The sequence below is a fragment of the Pseudobutyrivibrio ruminis CF1b genome (assembly GCF_000424005.1).
In the GTDB taxonomy this organism is placed as follows: domain Bacteria; phylum Bacillota; class Clostridia; order Lachnospirales; family Lachnospiraceae; genus Pseudobutyrivibrio; species Pseudobutyrivibrio ruminis_C.
The window spans coordinates 57,484-81,769 of sequence record NZ_AUJB01000002.1 but is presented as its reverse complement, the minus strand read 5'-3'; the positions used below and the strand labels follow the sequence as shown (position 1 = coordinate 81,769).

Annotated in this window: 26 protein-coding genes and 1 riboswitch; of the genes, 23 read left to right on the top strand and 3 right to left on the bottom strand. The window is 40.0% G+C overall.

Going from position 1 to position 24,286, the window contains the following annotated elements:
- Positions 1 to 110 precede the first annotated feature (110 nt).
- The 7 genes from G592_RS0100955 (at position 111) to G592_RS0100925 (ending at position 6,226) form a co-directional block, all read left to right on the top strand.
- Positions 111 to 878: an ABC transporter ATP-binding protein gene (locus tag G592_RS0100955; protein WP_028246164.1), complete on the top strand. Its 768-nt coding sequence runs from the start codon at positions 111 to 113 to the stop codon at positions 876 to 878.
- On the top strand, positions 871 to 2,940 hold the full coding sequence (locus G592_RS15225) for an FtsX-like permease family protein (RefSeq protein ID WP_051194689.1): 2,070 nt from the start codon (positions 871 to 873) through the stop codon (positions 2,938 to 2,940). The genes G592_RS0100955 and G592_RS15225 overlap by 8 nt, the downstream gene beginning before the upstream one ends.
- Positions 2,941 to 3,072: 132 nt before the next feature.
- Positions 3,073 to 3,516, top strand: a complete 444-nt coding sequence (locus G592_RS0100945) for a GNAT family N-acetyltransferase (RefSeq protein ID WP_028246163.1) — start codon at positions 3,073 to 3,075, stop codon at positions 3,514 to 3,516.
- Between the two features lie 75 nt (positions 3,517 to 3,591).
- Complete coding sequence (locus G592_RS0100940; protein ID WP_028246162.1) at positions 3,592 to 3,846, top strand: hypothetical protein; 255 nt, start codon at positions 3,592 to 3,594, stop codon at positions 3,844 to 3,846.
- A gap of 7 nt (positions 3,847 to 3,853) precedes the next feature.
- Positions 3,854 to 3,997: a hypothetical protein gene (locus G592_RS17445; protein WP_155942130.1), complete on the top strand. Its 144-nt coding sequence runs from the start codon at positions 3,854 to 3,856 to the stop codon at positions 3,995 to 3,997.
- A 98-nt stretch (positions 3,998 to 4,095) separates the two neighbouring features.
- The gene (locus G592_RS0100930) at positions 4,096 to 5,421 is read left to right on the top strand and encodes a hypothetical protein (RefSeq protein WP_028246161.1); all 1,326 of its coding nucleotides are present in this window, start codon (positions 4,096 to 4,098) and stop codon (positions 5,419 to 5,421) included.
- Positions 5,422 to 5,590: 169 nt separating this feature from the next.
- Positions 5,591 to 6,226 (top strand): hypothetical protein, encoded by a 636-nt coding sequence (locus G592_RS0100925; protein ID WP_028246160.1) that lies wholly within the window; start codon positions 5,591 to 5,593, stop codon positions 6,224 to 6,226.
- A gap of 66 nt (positions 6,227 to 6,292) precedes the next feature.
- Here the strand turns inward: G592_RS0100925 and G592_RS0100920 are convergent, their stop codons facing one another.
- Positions 6,293 to 6,937, bottom strand: coding sequence for a DUF4867 family protein (locus G592_RS0100920; RefSeq protein ID WP_028246159.1), 645 nt, complete (start codon positions 6,935 to 6,937; stop codon positions 6,293 to 6,295).
- A 247-nt stretch (positions 6,938 to 7,184) separates the two neighbouring features.
- Here G592_RS0100920 and G592_RS0100915 point away from each other — a divergent pair, with 247 nt between their 5' ends.
- The gene (locus tag G592_RS0100915; RefSeq protein WP_028246158.1) at positions 7,185 to 7,697 is read left to right on the top strand and encodes a hypothetical protein; all 513 of its coding nucleotides are present in this window, start codon (positions 7,185 to 7,187) and stop codon (positions 7,695 to 7,697) included.
- 8 nt (positions 7,698 to 7,705) lie between these two features.
- Here the strand turns inward: G592_RS0100915 and G592_RS0100910 are convergent, their stop codons facing one another.
- Positions 7,706 to 8,584 (bottom strand): helix-turn-helix transcriptional regulator, encoded by an 879-nt coding sequence (locus G592_RS0100910; RefSeq protein WP_028246157.1) that lies wholly within the window; start codon positions 8,582 to 8,584, stop codon positions 7,706 to 7,708.
- Between the two features lie 114 nt (positions 8,585 to 8,698).
- Here G592_RS0100910 and G592_RS0100905 point away from each other — a divergent pair, with 114 nt between their 5' ends.
- The 8 genes from G592_RS0100905 to G592_RS0100870 all read left to right on the top strand — a co-directional run bounded on the left by G592_RS0100905 (position 8,699) and on the right by G592_RS0100870 (position 17,092).
- On the top strand, positions 8,699 to 9,340 hold the full coding sequence (locus G592_RS0100905) for a bifunctional 4-hydroxy-2-oxoglutarate aldolase/2-dehydro-3-deoxy-phosphogluconate aldolase (protein WP_028246156.1): 642 nt from the start codon (positions 8,699 to 8,701) through the stop codon (positions 9,338 to 9,340).
- Positions 9,341 to 9,342: 2 nt separating this feature from the next.
- Complete coding sequence (gene uxuA, locus G592_RS0100900; RefSeq protein ID WP_028246155.1) at positions 9,343 to 10,416, top strand: mannonate dehydratase; 1,074 nt, start codon at positions 9,343 to 9,345, stop codon at positions 10,414 to 10,416.
- 4 nt (positions 10,417 to 10,420) lie between these two features.
- On the top strand, positions 10,421 to 11,917 hold the full coding sequence (locus G592_RS0100895) for a mannitol dehydrogenase family protein (RefSeq protein WP_028246154.1): 1,497 nt from the start codon (positions 10,421 to 10,423) through the stop codon (positions 11,915 to 11,917).
- A complete protein-coding gene (gene uxaC / locus G592_RS0100890) occupies positions 11,914 to 13,314 on the top strand; it encodes a glucuronate isomerase (RefSeq protein WP_028246153.1) in 1,401 nt (466 codons plus the stop codon). Before G592_RS0100895 ends, uxaC begins: the two co-directional genes overlap by 4 nt.
- A gap of 10 nt (positions 13,315 to 13,324) precedes the next feature.
- On the top strand, positions 13,325 to 14,422 hold the full coding sequence (locus G592_RS0100885) for a sugar kinase (protein WP_028246152.1): 1,098 nt from the start codon (positions 13,325 to 13,327) through the stop codon (positions 14,420 to 14,422).
- 306 nt (positions 14,423 to 14,728) lie between these two features.
- Positions 14,729 to 14,869 carry a hypothetical protein gene (locus tag G592_RS17655; protein ID WP_176757672.1) on the top strand — a complete coding sequence of 47 codons (141 nt, stop codon included), beginning with the start codon at positions 14,729 to 14,731 and terminating at the stop codon, positions 14,867 to 14,869.
- 164 nt (positions 14,870 to 15,033) lie between these two features.
- Positions 15,034 to 15,921: a DUF3737 family protein gene (locus G592_RS0100875; protein ID WP_028246151.1), complete on the top strand. Its 888-nt coding sequence runs from the start codon at positions 15,034 to 15,036 to the stop codon at positions 15,919 to 15,921.
- 13 nt (positions 15,922 to 15,934) lie between these two features.
- Positions 15,935 to 17,092 (top strand): MalY/PatB family protein, encoded by a 1,158-nt coding sequence (locus G592_RS0100870; protein ID WP_028246150.1) that lies wholly within the window; start codon positions 15,935 to 15,937, stop codon positions 17,090 to 17,092.
- 52 nt (positions 17,093 to 17,144) lie between these two features.
- Here G592_RS0100870 and G592_RS0100865 read toward each other — a convergent pair whose 3' ends face one another.
- Positions 17,145 to 18,230, bottom strand: a complete 1,086-nt coding sequence (locus G592_RS0100865; protein WP_028246149.1) for an NAD(P)H-dependent flavin oxidoreductase — start codon at positions 18,228 to 18,230, stop codon at positions 17,145 to 17,147.
- A gap of 197 nt (positions 18,231 to 18,427) precedes the next feature.
- A riboswitch (TPP riboswitch) is annotated at positions 18,428 to 18,534 on the top strand.
- Positions 18,535 to 18,606: 72 nt separating this feature from the next.
- Here G592_RS0100865 and thiE point away from each other — a divergent pair.
- From thiE to thiC, 7 genes are read left to right on the top strand one after another with little or no spacing between them, the layout of a single operon-like run.
- Positions 18,607 to 19,236, top strand: coding sequence for a thiamine phosphate synthase (thiE, locus tag G592_RS0100860; protein ID WP_028246148.1), 630 nt, complete (start codon positions 18,607 to 18,609; stop codon positions 19,234 to 19,236).
- Positions 19,237 to 19,247: 11 nt separating this feature from the next.
- On the top strand, positions 19,248 to 20,123 hold the full coding sequence (thiD, locus tag G592_RS15220; RefSeq protein ID WP_242830129.1) for a bifunctional hydroxymethylpyrimidine kinase/phosphomethylpyrimidine kinase: 876 nt from the start codon (positions 19,248 to 19,250) through the stop codon (positions 20,121 to 20,123).
- The gene (gene thiS / locus G592_RS18050) at positions 20,047 to 20,241 is read left to right on the top strand and encodes a sulfur carrier protein ThiS (protein ID WP_028246147.1); all 195 of its coding nucleotides are present in this window, start codon (positions 20,047 to 20,049) and stop codon (positions 20,239 to 20,241) included. The genes thiD and thiS overlap by 77 nt, the downstream gene beginning before the upstream one ends.
- Positions 20,242 to 20,244: 3 nt before the next feature.
- On the top strand, positions 20,245 to 20,877 hold the full coding sequence (thiF, locus tag G592_RS0100845; RefSeq protein WP_028246146.1) for a sulfur carrier protein ThiS adenylyltransferase ThiF: 633 nt from the start codon (positions 20,245 to 20,247) through the stop codon (positions 20,875 to 20,877).
- A 24-nt stretch (positions 20,878 to 20,901) separates the two neighbouring features.
- Positions 20,902 to 21,669, top strand: a complete 768-nt coding sequence (locus tag G592_RS0100840; protein ID WP_028246145.1) for a thiazole synthase — start codon at positions 20,902 to 20,904, stop codon at positions 21,667 to 21,669.
- Positions 21,670 to 21,678: 9 nt separating this feature from the next.
- Positions 21,679 to 22,932, top strand: coding sequence for a 2-iminoacetate synthase ThiH (gene thiH, locus G592_RS0100835; RefSeq protein ID WP_028246144.1), 1,254 nt, complete (start codon positions 21,679 to 21,681; stop codon positions 22,930 to 22,932).
- 28 nt (positions 22,933 to 22,960) lie between these two features.
- Positions 22,961 to 24,268: a phosphomethylpyrimidine synthase ThiC gene (thiC, locus tag G592_RS0100830; protein ID WP_028246143.1), complete on the top strand. Its 1,308-nt coding sequence runs from the start codon at positions 22,961 to 22,963 to the stop codon at positions 24,266 to 24,268.
- Positions 24,269 to 24,286 lie beyond the last annotated feature (18 nt).

Below are 24,286 nucleotides of genomic sequence, written 5' to 3'. Positions count from 1 at the left end.
TAGAGTGAGGAAATGTAAGCCAATCAAAAGGTAACACATTTCCTTTTTTGTTATTCTTATACCATCAGATGAGACAAATAACCAATAACGTATTTACGGAGGAGAAAATAATGTCAGTTTTAGAAGCAAATCATGTTAAGAAAGTATACAAAACAAGACTTGGTGGTGAAGGGGTAACAGCACTTAAGGATGTGCATTTCAGTGTTGAACCTGGTGAGTTCGTTGCAATCATGGGAGAGTCAGGAAGTGGAAAGACAACACTTTTAAATATTCTCGCAAGCCTTGATACACCAACAGCAGGAAAGGTATTGATAAATGGTAAAGACTATTCAGATCTTAAAGATGGTGAGCGTGCTATTTTCCGCCGCAATAATCTCGGGTTCATTTTCCAAGATTTCAATTTACTTGATAATTTTACTATCGAAGATAATATTAAGCTTCCTTTAGTTCTTGCGGGAGAGGATTATAAGAAAATGGATGAGAAGGTTCTTCCACTTGCAAAGGAGCTTGGAATCGAGTCACTTCTTAAGAAGTATCCATATGAGGTGTCAGGTGGACAGAAGCAGAGAACTGCAGTAGCAAGAGCCCTTATTACAAATCCACATATCTTACTTGCAGATGAGCCAACAGGAGCACTTGATTCAAAGGCAGCAACAAATCTTATGCATCAGCTTAGAGATATTCACAAGAGTGGACAGACTATCCTTATGGTAACTCACAGTAACGTGGCTGCAAGCTATGCAGATAGAGTAATGTTCATTAGAGACGGCGAGGTTTTCCACCAGATTTACAGAGGAGATCTCAAGAGAAACGAAATGCTTGATAAGATTTGCGATACAGTAACTGTAGTCATGAGGGGAGGAGAGGACAATGAATAATCATCTTTTGTCGAAACTCGCCATTAGCGGAATTCAGAATAATAAAAAGACTGTTTTTCCATATATTGGAGTTAGTGCTATTACAGTCATGCTCTTTGAAATTCTTAGAGCCATGATTCATAGTAGATATATTATTAATGACGGTAAGCCCGCATTTTATGGTGCCAATTACATCGTAATCTTCCTTATGATTGGAAGCTTTGCAGTAGCATTCTTTTCATCAATCTTTATGTTCTATGGCAATCAGTTTGTTATGAAGTCTCGTAGAAAAGAGATTGGTTTATACGGAATCTTAGGACTTAGCAAGAAGCATGTTACAGTTGTACTTTTAATTGAATCACTTATAGAAGCAGTTGCCAGCATTGGCATTGGAATTGTAGGCGGTGCATTTTTAAACAAGCTGATGGTGATGTTCTTATATAGACTGACACATCAGCAGCCAGTGAAGGGCCTTGAGTTTCCTGTAATAGCATTCGTAGAGACATTTGTATTTTTCATGGCTGTATTCGCAGCATGCTTGATTTACAATCTTTTCACCATAAGAGTAGGTAAGCCTATTGAATTGCTGAAGAGTGAGAACACAGGCGAAAAGGAGCCAAAGGTAAAGGGTATTCTACTTGTAGTAGGTCTTGCTTGCCTTGTGCTTGGATATTATACAGCACTTTCAACATCAAGCACTTTTGATGCTATGGGTAAGCTTATGAAGAGCATTCTACTTGTTATGATTGCAACATATGCATTATTTGTAGCTGGAAGTATCTTTGTTTTAAAGCTTTTAAAGAAGAATAAAAAGTATTATTACCAGACTAAGAATTTTATTAGTATTTCAAATTTACTGTTTCGTATGAAGCATAACGCAGTTGGTCTTGCATCTATTTGCATCCTTTCAACAGGAGTTATTCTCCTTATGGTTTGCTCAGGAGCACTTATGGCACTTGGTGAGCAGAACATCAACGAGATGTTTAAGCAGGATGTTATGATTCGCGGGGATAAGAATAAGGAATACTCAGAGGATAAGTATTTAGCAGCAATCGAAAATGCTATAAAGGCAAATGATGTCCAGCCTAAGGAAATTAATTATAGAGAATTTTCTGGTACATCATGTCTTGGTGGGGACAACGTTCTTTTATCTATAGACACTCAAAATGAAATGTATGATTTTAGTCATATGAGAGTTGTTTACATCATGACTGTTGATAATTACAACAGATATGCTGGAACAAATGAGACATTAGGATCTCATGAGATTCTTAGATACAGCCAGAATGATAAAGATGAAGCTGGTGACGTGGTTTCAATTTTTGGTAAGAATTTTGTTGAGAAAGAGGAAATTGATACAACAGGAATAGATACAATTTTTGATTCAACAATGACACTTTTTGGTAAGGAAGTCATCATCGTATCTGACGAAACTGTGATGTCCCAGATGGTAGTGGATAGTGGATTATACGCTGATGGAAATGAAACTATTTACGTGGGATTTGACAGCGAGAAGATGGACGATGCTCAGTTTGAAGCTTTTGCAGCAAGTGTCCAGTCTGAACTTGGTGATGAAATTTCTGTAAGATATAAGCAGGAGGAGCGTAGTTATTTCTACGGTATCTTAGGCGGAGCATTCTTTGTAGGAATCTTCCTTGCAATCCTTTTCCTTATCGAGACAGTTATGATTATCTACTACAAGCAGATGTCAGAGGGATTTGAGGATCAGAAGAGATTTAAGATTTTAAGTAACGCAGGTTTAACAGAAAAGGAAGTAAAGCAGACAATCAGAAATCAGGTAAGAATCATTTTCTTCCTTCCATTAGTAACAGCAATTGTTCATATGCTTGTAGCAAGTAAGATTTTAAGACTATTCATGAACATGCTTGTAATCGTGGATACACCTACATTTTTCCTGGCAACACTTGTTGTATGCCTGATATTTATGGGAGTATACACATTGGTTTACAAGATTACATCAAAGCAGTACTACAACATTGTTTACGGAGCAGAGGCAGATGAGAAAAGCATCAGGAATAATGGTGGACTGACATATGAAAATTGCTCTCAGGCAGTAGGATAAAGAAATCTTAAAGTAAGGATGTAGTTTATAGGCTACATCCTTATTTTGTGCAATAAAATGTTGGATTGTGGCGGTGGGTAGAGTATTATAAGAATTACGTTTGATAGTAAAGCTCACAGGAGGAGACAGAAGATGAATTTAACTTACTCAGAAATGACTGTGGACAATATTGGAGAGGTTTTGGGCTTCTATATTGATTATTATAATAATGTTGAGGAAAGTTGCTGGACAGAAGAGACTGCAGGTAAAAGAATCCATCAGGTATTAACTATTGAGGATTCTTATTCTCTTATACTTAGAGACGATGACAAGGCTGTTGGCTTTGTAATGGGATACTTCAAACAGTATGACGACATTGTGGGTTATACATTGGAGGAAATTGTAGTGTCCCGCGAGTATCAAGGCAAAGGCCTTGGCAGTGAATTACTTGCTGAGGTAGAAAAAAGAGTTCATGAAAAAGGTGCATTTTGTGTGGAGCTTCAGGCTGTAAATGATGAGATGCATGAGCACTACTATGGCAAGGCTGGATATGGAGATGCTGCCAATTTTGTTATGAAGAATAAGTGGTTTGATTAAAAATTGCCCATTGCTGCAAATTAACTTGCATATTTGCAGCAATGACCTTAAAATATTGGTAAGGAGGTAGTAGATATGCCTAATATAAAACCAATATCAGATTTAAGAAATTATACTGAAGTTCTCAACGAAGTAGATGTTGCAAATAGAGTTTATTTAACAAGAAACGGTAGGGGAGAGTATGCAATTCTTCGTATGGAAGAAATAGATGAATTAGATAAGTATCGTGCAGCATACACCTTGTTCACTCGGTTAAAAAAGGCTGAAGAACGAGCTGCCGCAGAAGGCTGGATTGATGATTCTGATTTAGATGAGCTGATTGGAGATTAGTGGTAGTTTGAAGTTACAGTATTCACCAGATGCAGTTGATAGGTTAAAAGAAATAAAAGCTGTTTTTGGAAAAAAGATATATCAAAATATAAGGACATCAATAAAGGGATTATCTACAATGCCTGAAAAAGGTGCTCCTGTTGAGAATTAAAGAAAGCATAGCTTATTGGGGTGAATAGATGTATAAGGTCTGAGGTGTGATATTGTACCTTGGACCTTTTTTATGACAGTAGATGGTGAGGGAGAAACATGCAAAATATTTTTGATACAGAGAATTTTAAATTAGATGAATATAATCCAGATAGTGCAGGAGTTGCTCTGGCTAAAAGAGTGCATATTGTTATAAACATAATTCGTTTATACGGAGCAGCATTATTCTTCTTGGCATATTACTGGATTTTTTACAGGGAGAGTCTTTTCTTTGATAGATGGCTTTTTGATTCAGCAAAGATAAATCTTGGAATAGCTATTATTTTATTTACAGAAGGATTAGTCCTTGCATACAAAGCTCATGTTGTGAAGAAGACCAAGAAACTCAGTGATGAAGAAAGACTGGATTATGATGTAGTCCTTTATCAAAGAGGTTATTACAAGAGAAAGATGAGCAGAAATACATGCCTGCTTACTATTGCAAAATTGCTGGCTAAGATGAATGATAAAGAGCGCTGCAAGGAAGCAATTGAAAACATGACAGAAGGATTTAATCCAGACAGTGTTGTGAAACTTAAGAAATGGATTGATTCAGATGAAGAGCTTGATCCATCATTTTTTGAGCAGCAGAAGATGATGAGCCCTTTTAAGGTAATCTATATCTTCTGGCTTATGGCATTCGCCTTTGGATTTGTCTGCACACACTATACAAATTATTACTGGGCTGGATTTAGCAAGCTTGCAGTAGGCATATTTGGAATGATTAGTATGCTTGGCTTTAGCCTTGTGGCACCAATGATACTTATTTATTCACTTGTAATTTATACATACGTTACAGGAAAAGAATTCAAGACCTTCAAATTTAGAAAAATCCTTCTGAGAATTGTTATTCTCATTTCAGTGATTGTAAATGTCATTTGGAGATTTGAAGTCTTAGAGTTTGGATTTGAATTAAACAAGGATGAATACGCCACTGAAGATACATCCGATTATGACGACTATTCTTATGATGATTACAGCAGTTCAGAGGATTACTCAGCAGATTACTACTATAACGAGGACTATAGTGAGGATTCAGAAGACTATTACATGGACGATGTCACCATCATGAATCAGATGATTATCCTGTGCAATTATCTTGTGAAGGAAGGTGTGATTTCTGATTTTACAATAGAGCTTGGCTACAACGCCAAGGGATATGTGAAGGCAGAAATTGCCAAGGATGAGGATTATGTCTACATGCTTTATGACAATGGTATGAAGGATGATGAGTACGGAAACTCTTGTATCGAGCTTGTGCTTGAAGCTGAGCCACTTGATGAAAATGGCAATTCTTTGGGACAGGCTGAGGCTAGCCTTAAGGGATTTTATCTTGTAAATGCAGAAAAGAAAACAGTTATCGATGAGCACAAGACTCATTGGTAAAAATATTAACCAATAGAGCAACAGTATATCTGTAACAATTGCCGATTATAATATTGAATTTATTTTTCGATACAAAAGTGAAAAGGTTTTTAGTGCATGGAAGCATCTATTTCAATGGAATGAGTTGAGATAGGTGCTTTTTTATAGGAATCTTACAAAGGAGGAAAAAATGAGTTCAATAAATAATTCATATGAATACTATCAGAGTAATCAGGGCTTGCTTTCTATGTTAAATAAGAGCAAGTCAGGCAATCCACTTATTAACCAGTTGATTTCTAATAATGAGATGAAATATCAGCAGAAGATGGAGTCTCTTGGAATAGGAACAAAATCTGGAAATGATAAATACAAGAAAGTAGACCAGGCGGCAAATAGTCTTTTGGATGCTTTAAATAGCCTTAGCAAAGAGGATTTGTATAAGGCAGAGGAAGGAAAAGAATATGATAACTCTAACCTTTTAAAGAGTGTTTCAAATTATGTGACTGCATATAATAATACTATTTCTAACCTGACCTCTTGCGGAGGATCTTTAAACAACAGCTTCAAGACAGAGTTCCTAGAAGCATTCAAGGAAAACTCAGAAGCTTTTGCAAATATAGGAATTACAATGTCTACCGATGGAAAGCTTTCTATTAATCAGGATAAGTTAAAAACAGCCAAGGCAGAGGATATCCAAAAGCTTCTTGGCGCTTCTTCAAAGTATGTTAAGAATATCAGTAGCAGTGCAAATTCAATAGATACAATTATTAACAAAGCACTTGCAATGAGGTCAACCAACTATAATGCTAATGGATTGATGATGTAAAAGAAAAATCGAGTAGGAGGAATTTCTCACTTGTGAGAATTCCTCCTACTCGATTATCGTCTCAAATTACTTAAGATCAGCAGCGATATCGATATTTTCGCCTGTGATACCAACCCAAGCGCCGTCCTTAGCTTCTGAAGAATCAGCGTGAGCAAGTAACCACTTGTTTGTTGCTGTAAGAAGCTTGTCCTCTGCATTAGCGCGAACGAAATCAGGACAACCTACGTTTGTACCCTTTGGAAGACCAACAAGTACCTGGAAACCAGATTCCTTGCTAGCCTGGCAAGGTGCATAGTGAAGTGCTGTAGCGTAAACTTCAATCATTGTACCTGCTGGGCAAAGGAATGCCTTAACCTTGCTTGAATCAAGCTTGAAATCAACGATTTCTTCTCTCTTAGCAAGAAGAAGGATGAAATCTGTAGAACCAAGGTTGATTTCGCTTGAACGGTGATACTCAAGGCAGTTAAGCTTTGTGTTGTGACCATTGCACCATCCGAACTGCATTGGTGAGCCACCAAATAAAGAATTAGTAATCTTATCTGCAGCTGCAAGTGACTGAAGAGCTGGCTCCTCAGCTACATAATCTGTTCCCTCAGGAATAGGAGTCTTATCGCGAAGCGCCTCCATGATTTCCTTCTTTTCAGCTTCATATCCTTCAATGATTCTACCGTAATTGGTAAATTCAGGATCTGTTACCTTTAAAATTTTCATTACATTAACCTCCTCTTTAATCGTTATACGATTTTCAATGATAAAATTATACCTTCCAAGGGGCGATTTCTTCTTCCAAATAATTAACTAAAACAAGTTAAAAAATTGCTTTGAGTAAGTATGTACAATAAAATACGCCACAATTTGTACAGTAATGTGTAGGAAATGTGTTACAATAGTATTAGTCGCAGAATAAGAATTCTGGAAGCAAGTAGTGTGGTGGGTGATTTGTCATAAGGAGGAACTTATGAAGTCAAGAATTCTAATGGCATTTTTAGTAATGGCTTTTACATGCTGTATAGCCTGCGGTTCTCAGGCAATTTCCGGGGGAGATGTGCCAAAAGGTGTCGTTAGCGAGGAGGAAGTTCAACCTTCAAAAAATCTTACAGAAGAAGAGAAGAAGCAGATTTTCGATGAGTATCTTCGGAATATGCATGCCAAAGATATAATGACTAATTGTGGGGTGCTGGGATGTAAGATAAACACCGATTTTGATGACCAGGCAGATGGAGAAAAATCGGTGACAGTGCAATATTTCTATGACCCGGATCAAATAGAAGATGTGGCCGCATTCGAGGATTCAATACAGAACTATATAATAACAAATTACCCTGAAGCAGATGTGGTATATACCAGAGGCACTCCAGTTAAGGCGCCTGAAGAAGGAGAAGAATTTGTAGGGCTTGATGATATAATCCAGACACTTCCAGCAGATTTAAATTCTGACTGGAATTATGTCCCGGTAGTACCAAATAAATAATATCGTATTTACGAATTCCTGATAATTTCATCTCTGAATTTTTTAGGACTTTTACCGTACTCTTTTACAAAAGCTCTGTAGAAAACAGAGTAATCAGAAAAACCATAAGTAGTGGCAACGATAGAGATATCCTGCCCACTGAGAATAGCGTCTCGACACATGTTGAGGCGTTTTTTTGTTATGTATTTATGCAGAGGCAGACCATTGGTGTCGGTGAACACATGGGAGATGTGGAATTTGCTGACATGAAGCTGCTCAGCCAAAAGATCTAAAGATAAATCCTCATCAATGTGTGTTTCAATAAACTGAATGATACTCTGATATAGGGTATCTGAATCTGATTCCACCACATTTGGATTCTGATTTTCAAAAACCATTCTATTGATGCTGATAATGAAATCGCTGACGGCAAGCATTATCTTGGCATCTCGTCCAAATCTATTGGCATGAATTTCATCAATCAAAGAAAACACCTTTCCCTGAATGGTGTTGAATTCAATCTCATTAAATTTGTTAATTGAAAAATTCCCTGTGGTCTTAGTCTTGTTTGTTAGATAGAGATAGTCCTCGGAAATGGTGGCCAGTGAATTCAGGAAATCCTCAGTGACCCAGAAAACAAAGCGTCGATAAGGAACATCACCATCTATCAGGCGGGCATAGTGAGGCATGTTAGGTGGGATGATAATCATGGTGCCTGGCGTAGGCACGAACTGCTTCCCGTCAATGTACATGATGATATTACCCTCGATGAAAAAGTAGAATTCGTAGTAATCGTGGGTGTGAGCTGTAACATTTGGAAGGACTCTGTCGCTGTAGTAGTAAACCTCAAAGTCCTGGGAAAGCATATATTGTCTTGTGGTAAATTCTGTCTTTAAACTCTTTTTCATAAACCGAAAATAACATAAAACCGCAAGAATTGCAATGAGCCCGACAATTTCTGTAATGTGAACTTGTATACAAGTGGAATAATATAGACTTATCAAAATTCGAGGAGATAGGTAATGTATACAGATTTAAAAGAGAAATTCGATGAAATAGGCATCATTCCAGTAGTTGTTTTAGAGGATGCAAAGGATGCCCATGCACTTGGAGAGGCTCTGATGAATGGTGGACTTCCTGCTGCGGAGGTTACTTTCAGAACAGAGGCTGCAGAAGAGGCTATAAAGATTCTTTCAATTGATTTCCCAGAAATGTTGGTGGGCGCAGGTACTGTTCTTACATGTGAGCAGGCTGATAAAGCTATGGAAGCTGGTGCGAAATTTATCGTGGCACCTGGATTCAATCCACATGTTGTAAAGTACTGCCTTGATAAGGGATACCCTATTACTCCAGGTGTACAGACTCCTGGTGAAATGGAGCAGGCAATGGAGCTTGGTCTTGATTTTGTAAAGTTTTTCCCTGCAGAGCCAGCAGGCGGTCTTCCAATGATTAAGGCTGTTGCTGCACCATACACAAATCTTAAGTTTATGCCTACAGGTGGTATTAATAAGGAAAATGTAAAGGATTATCTAGCATACGATAAGATTGTTGCATGTGGTGGTACCTGGATGGTTAAAGGTGATTTGATTACAAATGGGGAGTTTGAAAAAGTAGAAGAGCTTGCACGAGAAGCGGCTGACATAGTCAAGGAGGTAAGGGGCTAACAATGGAAATGACACTTAGATGGTATGGAAAGGAATTCGATACCGTTTCGCTTGAACAGATTAGACAGATTCCTGGAGTTACAGGAGTAATCACAACACTTTATGACACAAAGCCAGGTGAGGTTTGGAGTCGCGAGAGAATCAAGGCTATGAAGGACGAGGTAGAGTCAGCAGGCCTCAAGGTTGCAGGTATTGAAAGCGTAAATGTACACGAGGATATCAAGCTTGGAAAGCCAAGTCGTGACCAGCTTATTGATAACTACATCGAGACTTTAAAGAATCTTGGTGAGGAAGATATTCATCTTGTTTGCTATAACTTCATGCCAGTATTTGACTGGACACGTACAGAGCTTGCAAGAAAGAGACCGGACGGTTCTACAGTACTTGCTTACACACAGGAAGCTGTTGATGCACTTGTTCCAGAGGAGATGTTTAACTCTATCGCAGGTGACACAAACGGTGCTGTAATGCCAGGCTGGGAGCCAGACAGACTTGCTCATGTAAAGGAACTTTTTGACGAATACAAGAACATCACTGACGAGGACTTATTTGAAAATCTTAAATATTTCTTAGAGAGAATCATGCCAGTTTGTGATCAGTACGACATTAACATGGCTATTCATCCAGACGATCCAGCATGGCCAGTATTTGGTCTTCCAAGAATCATCATCAACAAAGAAAACATTCTTCGCATGATGAAAATGGTAGACAATCCTCACAATGGCGTCACCTTCTGTACAGGTTCATATGGTACAAACTTAGAGAACGATTTGCCAGATATGATTAGAAGCCTTAAGGGAAGATTACACTTTGCACATGTTCGTAATCTTAAGTTTAATTCACCTACAGATTTCGAGGAGGCAGCACATCTTTCTTCAGATGGAAGCTTCGATATGTATGAGATAGTAAAGGCTTTATATGATATTGGATTTACAGGTCCTATCAGACCAGACCACGGTCGTATGATTTGGGGTGAGAAGGCAATGCCAGGTTACGGTCTTTATGACAGAGCCCTTGGTGCAACATATATTAACGGACTTTGGGAAGCAATAGATAAGAGCAGCAAAAGGGGATAGAGACATGAAATTAACAAATGAAGGATTGAATGATAGAAAAGCATGGGAGGAAAAAGGCTATAAGCTCCCAGAGTACGACAGAGAAAAAATTATCGCAAATACGAAGGAGAATCCAGTATGGCTTCACTTCGGTGCAGGAAATATATTCAGAGCATTTCAGGCAAATGTAGTTGAAGAGCTTTTGAATCAAGGCGTAATGGACAAGGGGCTTATCGTTGCTGAGGGCTATGACTATGAGATTATAGAGAAGTACAACAGACCATGTGATGATCTAAGCATTCTTGCAACACTTAAGGCAGATGGAACTGTTGAGAAAAAAGTTGTGGGTTCAATTGTTGAATCCTGCATTTTAGATGAGGAAAATGAAAAGGAAATCTCAAGACTTAGAGAGATTTTCCGTGCTCCATCCCTTCAGATGATTTCATTTACAATTACAGAAAAGGGCTATAAGACACGTGCCTACATGAATAAGGTGGTAAGACTTCTTCTTGAGAGATTCAAGGCTGGCGAATTACCACTTGCAGTTGTAAGTATGGATAACTGTTCACACAATGGTGACAAGCTTAAGGAAGCAGTTCTTGAAATTGCAAAGGAATGGTTCAAGGATGGAAAGTGCGAGACAGATTTCATTGCATATCTTGAGGATTCATCAAAGGTAACATTCCCACTTTCAATGATTGATAAGATTACTCCTCGCCCAGATGACACAGTAAAACAGATGCTTATTGATGATGGCGTGGAGAATGCTGAGCCTATCGTTACAACAAAGAATACCTATGTTGCCAACTTCGTAAATGCGGAGGAGACAGAGTACTTGGTTATCGAGGATTTATTCCCTAATGGTCGCCCAGCTCTTGAAAAGGGGGGAATCATTTTCACCGACAGAGAGACAGTAGATAAGACAGAGAAGATGAAGGTGTGCACATGCCTCAATCCTCTTCACACAGCTCTTGCTGTTTTCGGATGTCTTCTTGGATATAAGACAATCCATGATGAAATGGATGATGAAGATTTAAAGAAGCTTGTTACAAAGCTTGGTAAGGAAGAAGGAATGAAGGTAGTGGTAGACCCTAAGGTATTATCACCTGACAAATTCCTTGACGCTGTTCTTACAAAGCGTCTTCCAAACCCATTTATGCCAGATACACCACAGCGAATTGCCTGCGACACATCACAGAAGCTTCCAATCCGTTTTGGTGAGACTATCAAGGCTTACAGAGGAAATTCATCCCTTACAACAGAGTCGCTTAAGGTAGTGCCAGTTGTATTGGCTGGTTACTTAAGATATTTGGAAGGCGTTGATGATCAGGGAAATGTTTTCGAGCAGAGTCCTGATCCACTTCTTAATGAGCTTAAAGAGCTTCCAGCTAAGGATGTATTAAAACGTAAAGACGTATTCGGCGTTGATTTATATGAGGACACAATGGCAAAGCGTGTTCTTGAAATCTACTCAAATATGAAGGGCGTTGGCAATGTAAGAAAGGAATTGGAGGCAGTATGATGAAATTTATGGACGAAGATTTCCTTCTTCAGAATCCTACAGCCAAGGAACTTTTCGCAGCTGTTAAGGATGAGCCAATAATTGATTTTCACAACCATTTGAATCCTCAGGAAATTTATGAGGACAAATGCTTTGACAATATGACTGAGGTTTGGCTTGGTGGTGACCATTATAAGTGGCGTGCCATGAGAGCCAACGGTGTTTCAGAAGAGCTTATTACTGGAGATGGGGCTCCTTTTGATAAGTTTGTGGCATGGGCAGATACTGTGCAGAATTTGATTGGTAACCCTCTATACCACTGGACTCATTTAGAACTTCAACGATACTTTAATATAACCACACCATTGAGCCCAGAAACAGCTAAGGATATTTGGGAAAAGTGCAATGAGAAGTTGCACACTCCAAAGTTCTCAGTACGTAACCTCCTAAGAATGCAAAATGTATCTGTCCTTTGCACCACAGATGACCCCGCAGATGATTTAGAGTGGCATAGAAAGCTTAGGGAGGATGGATTTGAAATTAAGGTTCTTCCATCCTTCAGACCAGAGAAGGCTGTTGGTATTGAAAAGGAAGGCTTCGCTGATTATATTTTCAAGCTTTCTATGGTTACTGGCAGAAGAATCTATGATGTGAAGACTTTGCTTGAAATTCTTGGAGAGCGCCTTGAATTCTTTATTGAGAATGGATGCCGAGTTTCTGATCACAGTCTGGAAAATACATTTTATGTTCCTGCTACCTATGAAGAGGTTAATGAAATCTTCATGGACAGAATCAACGGAAAGAAGGTTTCAGAAGAAGCTGCTGGCAAGTATCATGGATATATGTACACAGAGCTTGCCAAGGCTTACGCTAGGCATGATATTGTAATGCAGCTTCATATTGGTGCTATCAGAAATAACTCTGAGCGCTTCTTTAAGAAGCTGGGACCAGACACTGGTTTTGATGCACTTAATGACTTTAATTATGCTCCACAGCTTGCAGGACTTTTGTCAGCTATGGATTTAAATGATGAATTGCCAAAGACAATTCTTTACTGCCTTAACCCTAAGGATACAGAAATGCTTGCCGCTATGGCTGGCACATTCTGCAGCAATGAAAAGGGCATCAAGGGCAAGGTACAGCTTGGCGCTGCATGGTGGTTCTGCGACCACAAGAATGGAATGGAAAAACAGATTGAGGCAACAAGTGATGCAGGACTTATTTCTACATCAGTGGGAATGCTCACAGATTCACGAAGCTTCCTTTCATTCCCTCGCCATGAGCTCTACCGTCGTATCCTCTGCAATAAGATTGGAACATGGGTAGAGAATGGAGAGTACCCAAAGGATGATTCGTATTTACGAATTCTCGTCACACGTATATGTGGCCGTAACGCTGTAGAATATTTTAAGTTTTAGGAGATATGTTATGGACTTGAAGATTAAAGATAAAAAAGATTGTAAGTTTGATGCAGTTTCGCTGGGCGAGGTTATGCTGAGATTCGATCCAGGTGAGGGACGCATCCGCACAGCCAGAGAATTTAAAGTTTGGGAAGGCGGCGGAGAGTACAATGTTATCCGCGGACTTCGCAGATGCTTCGGCATGAACACAGCAGTTATTACTGCTTTTGCAGATAATGAGGTTGGTCATCTTGTGGAGGATTTCATTCTCCAGGGTGGTGTGGATACTTCACTTATCAACTGGAAGAAGACAGATGGTATTGGTCGTGAGTGCAGAAATGGACTTAACTTTGTAGAAAGAGGATTTGGTATCCGTGGAGCACTTAGTGTTTCTGATAGAGCAAACACAGCTATCTCTCAGGCCACTGATAAGGACTTCGATTTTGATTATATTTTTGGTGAGCTTGGTGTTAGATGGTTCCACACAGGTGGAATCTATGCAGCACTTTCAGAGCAGTCAGCTGAAACTGTTGTAAAGGCAATTAAGACTGCAAAGAAGTATGGCACAATTGTATCTTATGATCTTAACTATCGTGCTTCTATGTGGTCAGCTATCGGTGGTCAGAAGAAGGCACAGGAAGTAAATAAAGAAATTGCAAAGTACGTTGATGTAATGATTGGTAACGAAGAGGATTTCACTGCATGTCTTGGTTTTGAGATTGAGGGCAATGATGCAAATCTCAAAGAGCTTAATGTGGATGGATATAAGAAGATGATTGATGAGGCTGCTAAGGTTTATCCAAACTTCAAGGTAGTAGCCACAACACTTCGTACTGTTAAGACAGCAACAGTGAATGACTGGTCTGCACTTTGCTGGGCAGATGGACAAATCTTCAAGGCAAAGGATTATAAGGGGCTTGAGATTCTTGACCGTGTTGGTGGTGGAGATTCATTTGCTTCAGGTCTTGTTTATGGTCTTATGACTACAGGAGATGCAGCAAAAGCTGTAGAATACGGCACTGCTCACGGTGCACTTGCCATGACTACACCTGGCGATACTACAATGGCAACATGCGCTGAAGTAGAGGCAATTATGGGTGGAGCAGGCGCCAGAGTTAAGCGATAAAATAGACAACTAATATAATTATTCCATATATAAAAAGTACTTGTGTCAAAATGACACAGGTACTTTTTCAATTTATAGAAAAACAATTGCCTGAAATTAGTTTCCATTGAACGCCAGTATATCAAGCGTTTGACATACTGTCAGGCGCAACCGGTTTCCGAAAACGTTTTCACAGAATTCACAAATTGTTCACAGTATTTGTATAGACAAATCCCCATTTAGCGCCTATTATAAGGATGTTCGCGGGACAACTTACATAGAATGGGCGAGCAAAATATAAAATATAACCCGGGGAGGAAGAAGAGAATGGCAGTAGGTGAAATCATTAAATGTACTGGCGCAGAAGATTTGTACAGAAGAGCTGAGGATTTACAGCTCAAGGGGATTCAAACTGAGTTTGTTGCTAGAAATACATTAAAGGTTGTTGGTATTAGTTCAAATAAATAATGCTATTCGGGAGATGCCTGAAAGGGCATCTCTTTTTTTCGTTGTAAATAATTTGATTAGTATTTAATAATTTGTTAATAAATATTTAAGGCAATTTAATTTTACAAAACCAAATTTTGATGATATACTCAAGAAGAGTTATATTTATCATGGAGGAAATAAAAATGAAAGAATATAGACAGCAGTTTTTTAAGGGAGAACGTGCTCTTTATGCAGAGGATGGGGCTTGTATCTACGATTCGATATTTGATGAGGGAGAATCTCCTTTAAAGGAAAGTAAGAATATCGAAGTCTATGATTCTCAGTTCAAATATAAGTATCCTATCTGGTATTCAAATAATGTCAAGGTAGAGCGATGTAATTGGCTTGAGATGGGCCGTTCGGGTGTATGGTACACAAACGATATCTACGTGAAGGATTCATTTATCACAGCACCAAAGAATTTCCGTCGCTGCGATGGAGTTACACTTGAAAATGTTCAGCTTACAAATGCTGAAGAGACATTCTGGAATTGTAAGAATATCAAGCTTTCTAATGTTTATGCAAAGGGAAGCTACTTTGCTATGAATTCAGAAAATATCGAGATTGATGGATTCAAGCTTGATGGCAATTACTCTTTTGATGGAGCAAAAAATATTACTATAAGAAATTCTGTGTTGCTTTCAAAGGATAGCTTCTGGAACACAGAGAATGTAACAGTTTACGATTCATATATTTGTGGTGAGTACCTTGGATGGAATTCTAAGAATCTTAAGTTTGTAAACTGTACAATCGAGAGCTTGCAAGGCTTTTGCTACATTGATAATCTTGAAATGGAAAACTGCAAGTTGATAAATACAACACTTGCCTTCGAATATGTTGATAACGTAAATGCGAATATTACTACAAAGATTGATAGTGTATTCAATCCAATTAGCGGCACAATAACAGCGCCTGAAATTGAGCATCTTATTGTGGAGCCAGATTTAGTTGATCCATCAAAGACTGTTATCAACTGTAAACAGATTGGAAAGACAGAAGAAATCGTCGAGTGGCGTAGAGACAGAAAATAGGAGACTGGAATTAATGGGAAAATATAATTTTGATGCAGTAGTTAACAGACGTGGTACTGATTCAATGAAGTGGGATGTGGCTGAAAATGAGCTTCCTATGTGGGTGGCTGATATGGATTTTCAGACTGCCCCAGAAATCATTGAGGCACTTCAGAAACGTGTGGCAGAGGGGGTCTTTGGATATACTGATGTCAACGACGATTGGTATGAGGCATATATTAACTGGTGGAAGAATCGTCACGGCTTTGAGATTGACCGCCAGTGGTTGATGTTTTGTACAGGTGTTATTCCTGCTATTTCATCCATCGTTCGAAAGCTTACTACACCAAATGAAAAGGTGATTATTCAGACACCTGTATATAATATTTTCTTTAACAGCATTATCAATAATGGATGCAGACCTTTAGAGAACCCTTTGCATTATGAGGACGGAATCTTTAAAATGGATTTTGAGGATTTGGAAGAAAAAATGTCTGATCCTCAGGCCAGTCTTATGATTCTTTGTAATCCTCACAATCCAGTTGGTAAAATCTGGAGCAGGGAGGATTTGGCAAAGGTTGGAGAGCTTGCTGCAAAATATGGCGTTACAGTTATTTCAGATGAAATTCACTGTGACCTAGTAGAGCCAGGCAAGGAATATGTTCCTTTTGCCAGTGTCTCAGATACTTGTAAGGATGTGAGCATCACTTGTATTGCTCCTACCAAGACATTTAGTATTCCAGGTATTCAGACAGCAGCTATTTTTGTTCCTAACAGATTTTTACGTCATAAGGTTTGGCGCGGAATCAATACCGATGAGGTGGCTGAGCCAAATGTATTTGCGGCCCATGCAGCTGTTGCAGCTTTTAATCATGGTGGCCAATGGCTTGATGAATTAAGAGAATATCTATTTGAAAACAGAAGAAGAGTGGAGGCATTTGTGGATGAAAATATCCCTGAACTTCATGTTGTGAGAGGCGATGCTACATATCTTCTTTGGATAGATGTTAGCAAACTTGGCATCTCAAGCAAGGAGCTTGCAGCCCACATCAGAAAGGAAACAGGTCTTTATCTCTCAGCAGGTACTGCCTATGGCGATTGCGGAAAGGATTTCCTTCGTATGAATGTGGCATGCACAAAGGCCACCCTGGAGGATGGCCTGGCTAGATTATCAAAATATTTTAATGCTTAAGTAGCCCACAAGAAGTCAGTTATACTTATCACCCCAGAGGGGCACCTTATACTTAAGCCATATGAGTTGATAGCATACAGCTCTGATAATCAGTAAGCAGTTCGTCAATTAAATCTTTGACAGTTGTAATTTTATTAATGCGGAAGGCGTTTTCTCCACAAAAGAAAAGGCCTTCTTCTTTATTGCCTTCTACAGCAGCGATTAGTGCTCGGCTGATACAATAAGGGATTTTATCTCCCTTTGGACAAGCCTTTAGGCAGCCGTTACATCTTTTGGCAAAGAAGCTTTTGCCTTCCTCTAAGCTTTGAAGCATAGGGGTAAATACTGCTCTGGCAGGCATTCCTACTGGACTTTTGATGATTTTAATATCTTCTTCCGTGGCATCTACTAAAATTTCCTTGAATGCAGTGGAAGCATCACATTCCTCTGTAGCTATAAATCTTGTACCAATCTGAACACCATCTGCGCCGTTTTTAATGGCCTCTGCAATGTCCTTTCCAGTGAAAATTCCTCCACCAAGGAACACTTTAATTTTCTTTTTGAACTGTTCTTCAAAAGGCTTGATAGCCTCAAGGACTTCCTTAAGGATGTCGATGTTGTCCTGGCAGGTATCATTATTTAAATCGTCAGCAGAAAAGCCTAAGTGACCGCCGGCCTTGTGACCTTCTATAACGATGAAATCCGGTATAGACTGAGCCTTTTTTGCAAAGGTTCTACAAAGGAGCATGGCTGCTTTTGCGCTTGAAACTATAGGAGCGTACAAGGTGTTACTTCCCTTCACAAGCTCTGCAAGATTAAGTGGCAGACCAGCACCTGAAATGATGGCATCTGCCCCGGCTGAGATAGCAGCCTTTACAGTCTCTTCGTAGTGGCTCACAGCCACCATTATATTTACGCCAATAAGACCATTGCCGCCAGCAATTTCCTTAGCTTTTCTAATATGCTCCTTCAAAGCTCTGATATTCGCCTCGAATGGATTTTGTAAAAAATCAGGTTCTTTAAAACCAATATTTACTGAGCTGATAACACCCATGCAGCCCTGCTTTGCTACATTTCCAGCAAGCTCTGAAAGCGATACACCGACGCCCATTCCACCTTGTATTATCCCATGGGCTAACTTTTTTCCATTGATTTCCATGACATATTCTCCGTTTAGAAAACTGTTAGTTAAAAATGTTTAGTTAAAATCTTTGAGATAATACACCTAAAATGTTGAGTTGTCAAGATAATTGGCAATAATGGACAAGTGTGGCGTAACTATGCCGCGATAAAGAAAATTCTTCAATTTTAAAAAAGTTGTTGCAAAATAGACAGAGATAGGGCATTATATTGGGGAACTAAATAGACGGGAGCTTGTAGACAGGCTGAGAGGAAGGTGTGACCTTCGACCGAGAACCTGATTTGGATAATGCCAACGTAGGGATGCCGTGCGTAACGTAAATTACATGGAGACCATTTGAGAAATCAGGTGGTCTCCTTTTTTTTATGCGTAACCAGCCGGAGTGGAGGGAATAATGGAATTTAATACTGAATTGTACTTTATTACAGATAGTACGCCATACGACAGGGAGGAGTTTTTGTTTCGTGTGGAGGAGGCGCTGAAGGGGGGCGTGACCCTCATGCAGCTGAGAGAGAAAAACAGAACCACAAGAGAATACATAGAGCTGGCTGAGGCAGTTCATGAAATCTCAAAAAAATATGATGTGCCTCTGATTATTGATGACAGGGTGGATGTAATGCTGGCTGTGGATGCAGAGGGCGTCCATGTAGGTGCGGAGGATATGCCTCTTGCCCTGGCAAGAAAAATCATTGGCCCTAATAAGATACTTGGAGCTACTGCTAAGACTGTGGAGGTGGCAAAGGCAGCCTATGAGGCTGGCGCAGATTATTTGGGGGTGGGTGCTATTTATCCGACTACCACAAAGGTAAAGACAATCATCACATCCACAGAGACACTGGATAAGATTTGCCAGGCGGTGCCAATTCCTGTAAATGCCATCGGTGGACTAAATCCTTCAAATATGGATGTCTTGGCAGGAATACCTATTGCCGGTGTCTGTGCAGTGTCAGCAATAATGAAAGCAGATTCACCTATGGTGGCTGCCACAGAAATGAAGAAAAAATTTGTGGAATTAAGAGCATAAGGAGAAGAAAAATGAAAGTCGTTTTATCTATCGCAGGTAGTGATAGCAGCGGTGGAGCAGGAATTCAGGCGGATCTAAAAACAATGACAGCCCACGGCGTGTTCGGTATGACGGCAATCACAGCCATGACTGCCCAGAACACTACAGGGGTAAGTGCCATTGTGGAATCAAGCCCAGAATTCCTTGGAAAGCAGATTGATGCCTGCCTTACAGATATCCCTGCCGATGCAGTAAAAATCGGAATGCTTCCATCACCAGAGCAGGTGAGACTGGTAGCTAAAAAGCTAAAAGAGTACGGAGTCTCAAATATCGTCGTAGACCCTGTAATGGTGGCAACAAGCGGAAGCAGACTCATGGAAGAAAATACATCGCAGGTTATGGCGGACAATCTTTTTGGTATAGCCACTGTAATTACTCCGAATATTCCGGAGGCAGAATGTCTGGTAGAGTGCAAGATTTTTGATAAGGCAGGGATGGAAAAGGCTGCAAAAGAATTAGGAAATGAGTATGGCTGCGGCGTGCTTATCAAAGGCGGACATAGCGTGGAGGATGCTTGTGACGTTCTCTATGAAAATGGTGAAATTACATGGTTTGAAGGGGAAAAAATAGATAATGACAACACCCATGGAACAGGCTGTACATTATCAAGTGCCATTGCATCAAACCTTGCCTTAGGATACACCCTCAAGGAATCCGTGGCGCGTGCAAAGGAATATATTACAGCTACCATATCAGCAGGCTTGAACTTAGGACAGGGCTCTGGCCCGCTAAATCATATGGTTGGAATAAAAAGTGAAAAAGGAGAAAGAGATGGTTCAGGTAAATGGACAAGCATACGAAGTAGCAGGGAGGACTGTAGAGAGTCTTCTGCTGGAATTGGAGTATGACTTTAGAACTATAGCTGTGGAGCTAAATGAGGAAATAATTCCTAAGGCAACCCTTGATCAGGTGATACTGAAGGAGGGAGATGTGCTGGAGGTTGTTAGCTTTGTTGGAGGGGGCTGATAAATGGTTACAAAGGAAGAATTCTATCAGGCTCTGACTAATAGGCATGGTATAGAAAATCAAAAGAAATTTGATGATGCTACCGTGGCAATCTGCGGTCTGGGAGGACTTGGTTCAAACATAGCAATATGCCTTGCTAGAGTGGGCTTAGGAAAACTGATTTTGATAGATTTCGACACTGTGGATGTGACTAATCTTCATCGTCAGCAATACAAATTTAATCAGGTGGGAACGCCAAAAACTGATGCACTAAAGGAAAATCTTTTGGAGATAAATCCCTTTATCAAAATAGAGATTCATCAGGTAAAGCTCACAGAGGAAAACACTCCATCACTCATTAAGGATGCTGATGTAATCTGTGAAGCATTTGATAAGCCAGAATGCAAAGCAATGCTGGCGGATATCGTATTTACGAATTATCCCGATAAATATCTGGTATCCAGCTCTGGTATGGCAGGCTTTGGAAGTGCAAATGAGATAGTGACAAAGAAAATCACATCCAGATTTTTCATCTCAGGTGATGGGGTAAGTGATGTGAATTCAGGCATTGGGCTTATATCATCAAGAGTGATGGCATGTGCGGCTCATGAGGCTCATATGGCTCTTAGGATATTGATGGGAGAGACTCAGCCTTAGTTTAATAATGTGAAAGGATTAAAAATGGAAAAGGACAAACTGGTAATCGGTGGAAAAGAATTTGATTCAAGATTTATTCTTGGCTCAGGAAAATATTCAATGAAGCTTATTGAAGCTGCAGTGAAGGATGCAGGAGCGCAGATTATTACTCTTGCAGTAAGACGTACAAACACTAAGGAGGAAGAAAACATTTTGGATTACATTCCAGATGGGGTAACACTTCTTCCAAACACAAGCGGAGCAAGAGATGCAAAGGAAGCTGTTAGAATCGCCCGCCTTGCAAGAGAGCTTGGCTGTGGTGATTTTGTAAAAATTGAAATTATGAGAGATAGCAAATATCTCCTTCCAGATAATTATGAAACAATCAAGGCTACAGAAATACTTGCAAAGGAAGGCTTTGTGGTAATGCCATATATGTACCCAGATTTAAATGTGGCAAGAGAACTTCAAAATGTTGGTGCAGCTACAATCATGCCACTTGCTTCTCCAATTGGTTCAAACAAGGGACTTGCCACAAAGGAGTTTATCCAGATTTTGATAGATGAAATCGATCTTCCTATCATCGTGGATGCTGGAATAGGAAAGCCGTCTCAGGCTTGTGAAGCAATGGAAATGGGAGCCGCTGCTATCATGGCAAATACCGCCCTTGCTACTGCAGGAGATTTAACAATGATGGCATCAGCCTTCAAGGATGCTATCGAGGCTGGACGAAAGGCTTATCTTGCAGGTCTTGGACGTGTTCTTACAAGAGGTGCAGCAGCATCAGATCCTCTTACTGGATTTTTACATTAGGAGGCAGTCATGGAGAATAATTTTTTGATTGACTCAGACCTTCTCACAAAGACAGGCTTGGAGCGAAAGCATCAGATAGAGACGGACCCATCTAGCAGAATCAATCACATGGAATATCTTCCAGGGATGGATGTAATAGAATCGGATGTTCGTAAATGCGTAATGGAGCATTTTGAATCCTATGATTACAGCAAATATACAGCCAAAGATGTAAGACGTGCCCTAGAGAGCGACAGATGTACTATAGAAGATTTTAAAGCCCTTCTTTCACCTGCAGCAGAACCTTATTTGGAGCAGATGGCACTGAAGGCTCAGAAGGAGACAAGCAAGCACTTCGGAAATACGGTATATCTTTTCACACCACTTTACATTGCAAATTATTGTGAGAATTATTGCGTGTACTGCGGCTTCAATTGCTACAACAAAATAAAAAGATTAAAGCTTTCTATGGAGCAGATTGAGCATGAGATGAAGGTCATTTCTGATAGCGGTATGGAGGAAATTCTCATTCTAACAGGTGAGAGTCCTACAAAATCCGATGTGAAATATATTGGTGAGGCATGCAAAATTGCCCGCAAATATTTCAAGATGGTGGGCATCGAAATCTACCCTGTAAATGTGGAGGATTACAAATATCTTCATGAATGCGGAGTGGATTATGTGACAGTTTTCCAGGAAACTTACGACAGCGATAAATACGAGACATTGCATCTCATGGGAAATAAGAGAATCTGGCCTTACAGATTTGACTCACAGGAGCGAGCCCTTATGGGGGGCATGAGAGGTGTGGCTTTTTCTGCACTTTTAGGTCTTTCAGATTTTAGAAAGGATGCTCTTGCATCAGCTCTTCATGTGTATTTCCTACAGAGAAAATATCCACATGCTGAGATGTCCCTTTCATGTCCGAGACTTCGTCCTATCATCAATAATGATACAATCAATCCTCTTGATGTAGGAGAAAAGCAGCTTTGCCAGATTATCTGCGCATACAGAATTTTCCTGCCATTCTGCGGAATCACAGTATCATCCAGAGAGACAGCAGAATTTAGAAATGGCATTGTGAAAATCGCAGCAACAAAGGTCTCAGCAGGAGTATCCACAGGAATTGGAGACCACGAGGAAAAATATACTGGCTCTCAGGAAGAGGAGTCAGGTGATGAGCAGTTTGAAATATCAGATGGACGAAGCCTTGATAGCATGTATACAGACATTACAGCAGAGGGACTTCAGCCAGTATTTAATGACTACGTATATGTAGGATAAAATTAGATTTTTTATAAAGGAGATTATAATGAGCAATTACACAACACAGATGGATGCAGCAAGACAGGGGATTATTACACCAGAGATGAAGCAGGTGGCTTTGAAGGAGTACCGCACACCTGAGGAGATTCGTGATTTGGTAGCAAAGGGACAGGTTGCCATCCCTGCAAATAAGCATCACAAATGCATTAATCCAGAGGGCGTAGGCAGCATGCTTCGCACAAAGATTAATGTAAACCTTGGTGTTTCTCGCGATTGCAAGGATTACAATATAGAGATGGAAAAGGTTATGGCGGCAGTAGACATGGGGGCAGAGGCAATCATGGATTTATCAAGCCACGGTAACACACAGCCATTTAGACAGAAGCTTGTGGCAGAATGCCCAGCTATGCTTGGAACAGTTCCAATCTACGACAGTGTCATTCACTATCAGAGAGACCTTGCCACACTTACAGCAAAGGATTTCATTGATGTGGTAAGACTTCACGCTGAGGATGGTGTGGATTTTGTTACACTTCACTGCGGAATTACAAGAAAGACAATTGAGCAGATCAAAAAGCATAAGCGTAAGATGAATATTGTCAGCCGTGGAGGTTCACTTGTTTTCGCATGGATGACAATGACAGGTGAGGAAAATCCTTTCTATGAATATTATGACGAGATTCTTGAGATTTGCCGTGAGCATGATGTGACAATCTCATTAGGAGATGCCTGCCGTCCAGGATGTCTTGCAGATGCATCAGATGTTTGTCAGATTGAGGAGCTTGTTCGCCTTGGTGAGCTTACAAAGCGTGCTTGGGAGAAGGATGTTCAGGTAATGGTAGAAGGACCAGGACATATGCCAATGAATGAAATCGCAGCAAATATGAAGATTCAGCAGAAGATTTGTATGGGCGCTCCTTTCTATGTGCTTGGGCCAATTGTCACAGACATTGCGCCAGGCTATGATCACATCACATCAGCCATTGGCGGTGCCATCGCAGCTGAAAACGGAGCAGCTTTCCTCTGCTATGTCACTCCAGCGGAGCACCTTGCACTTCCAAATGTAGAGGATGTAAAGCAGGGAATTATTGCTTCAAAAATTGCAGCACATGCAGCTGATATCGCAAAGAATATTCCACATGCAATGGACATAGATAATAAGATGGCTGAGGCTCGTCAGGTCTTCGATTGGGATATGCAGTGGGAGTGCTCACTGGATCCAGAAACAGCAAAATCAATTCGTGCAGACCGTTCACCAGAGTTTGATGACACATGCTCAATGTGTGGAAAGTTTTGCGCAGTGCGAAGCATGAATAAGGCATTGTCTGGAGAATACATTGATATTCTAGGATAGTGGATTTTGTGGTATCAT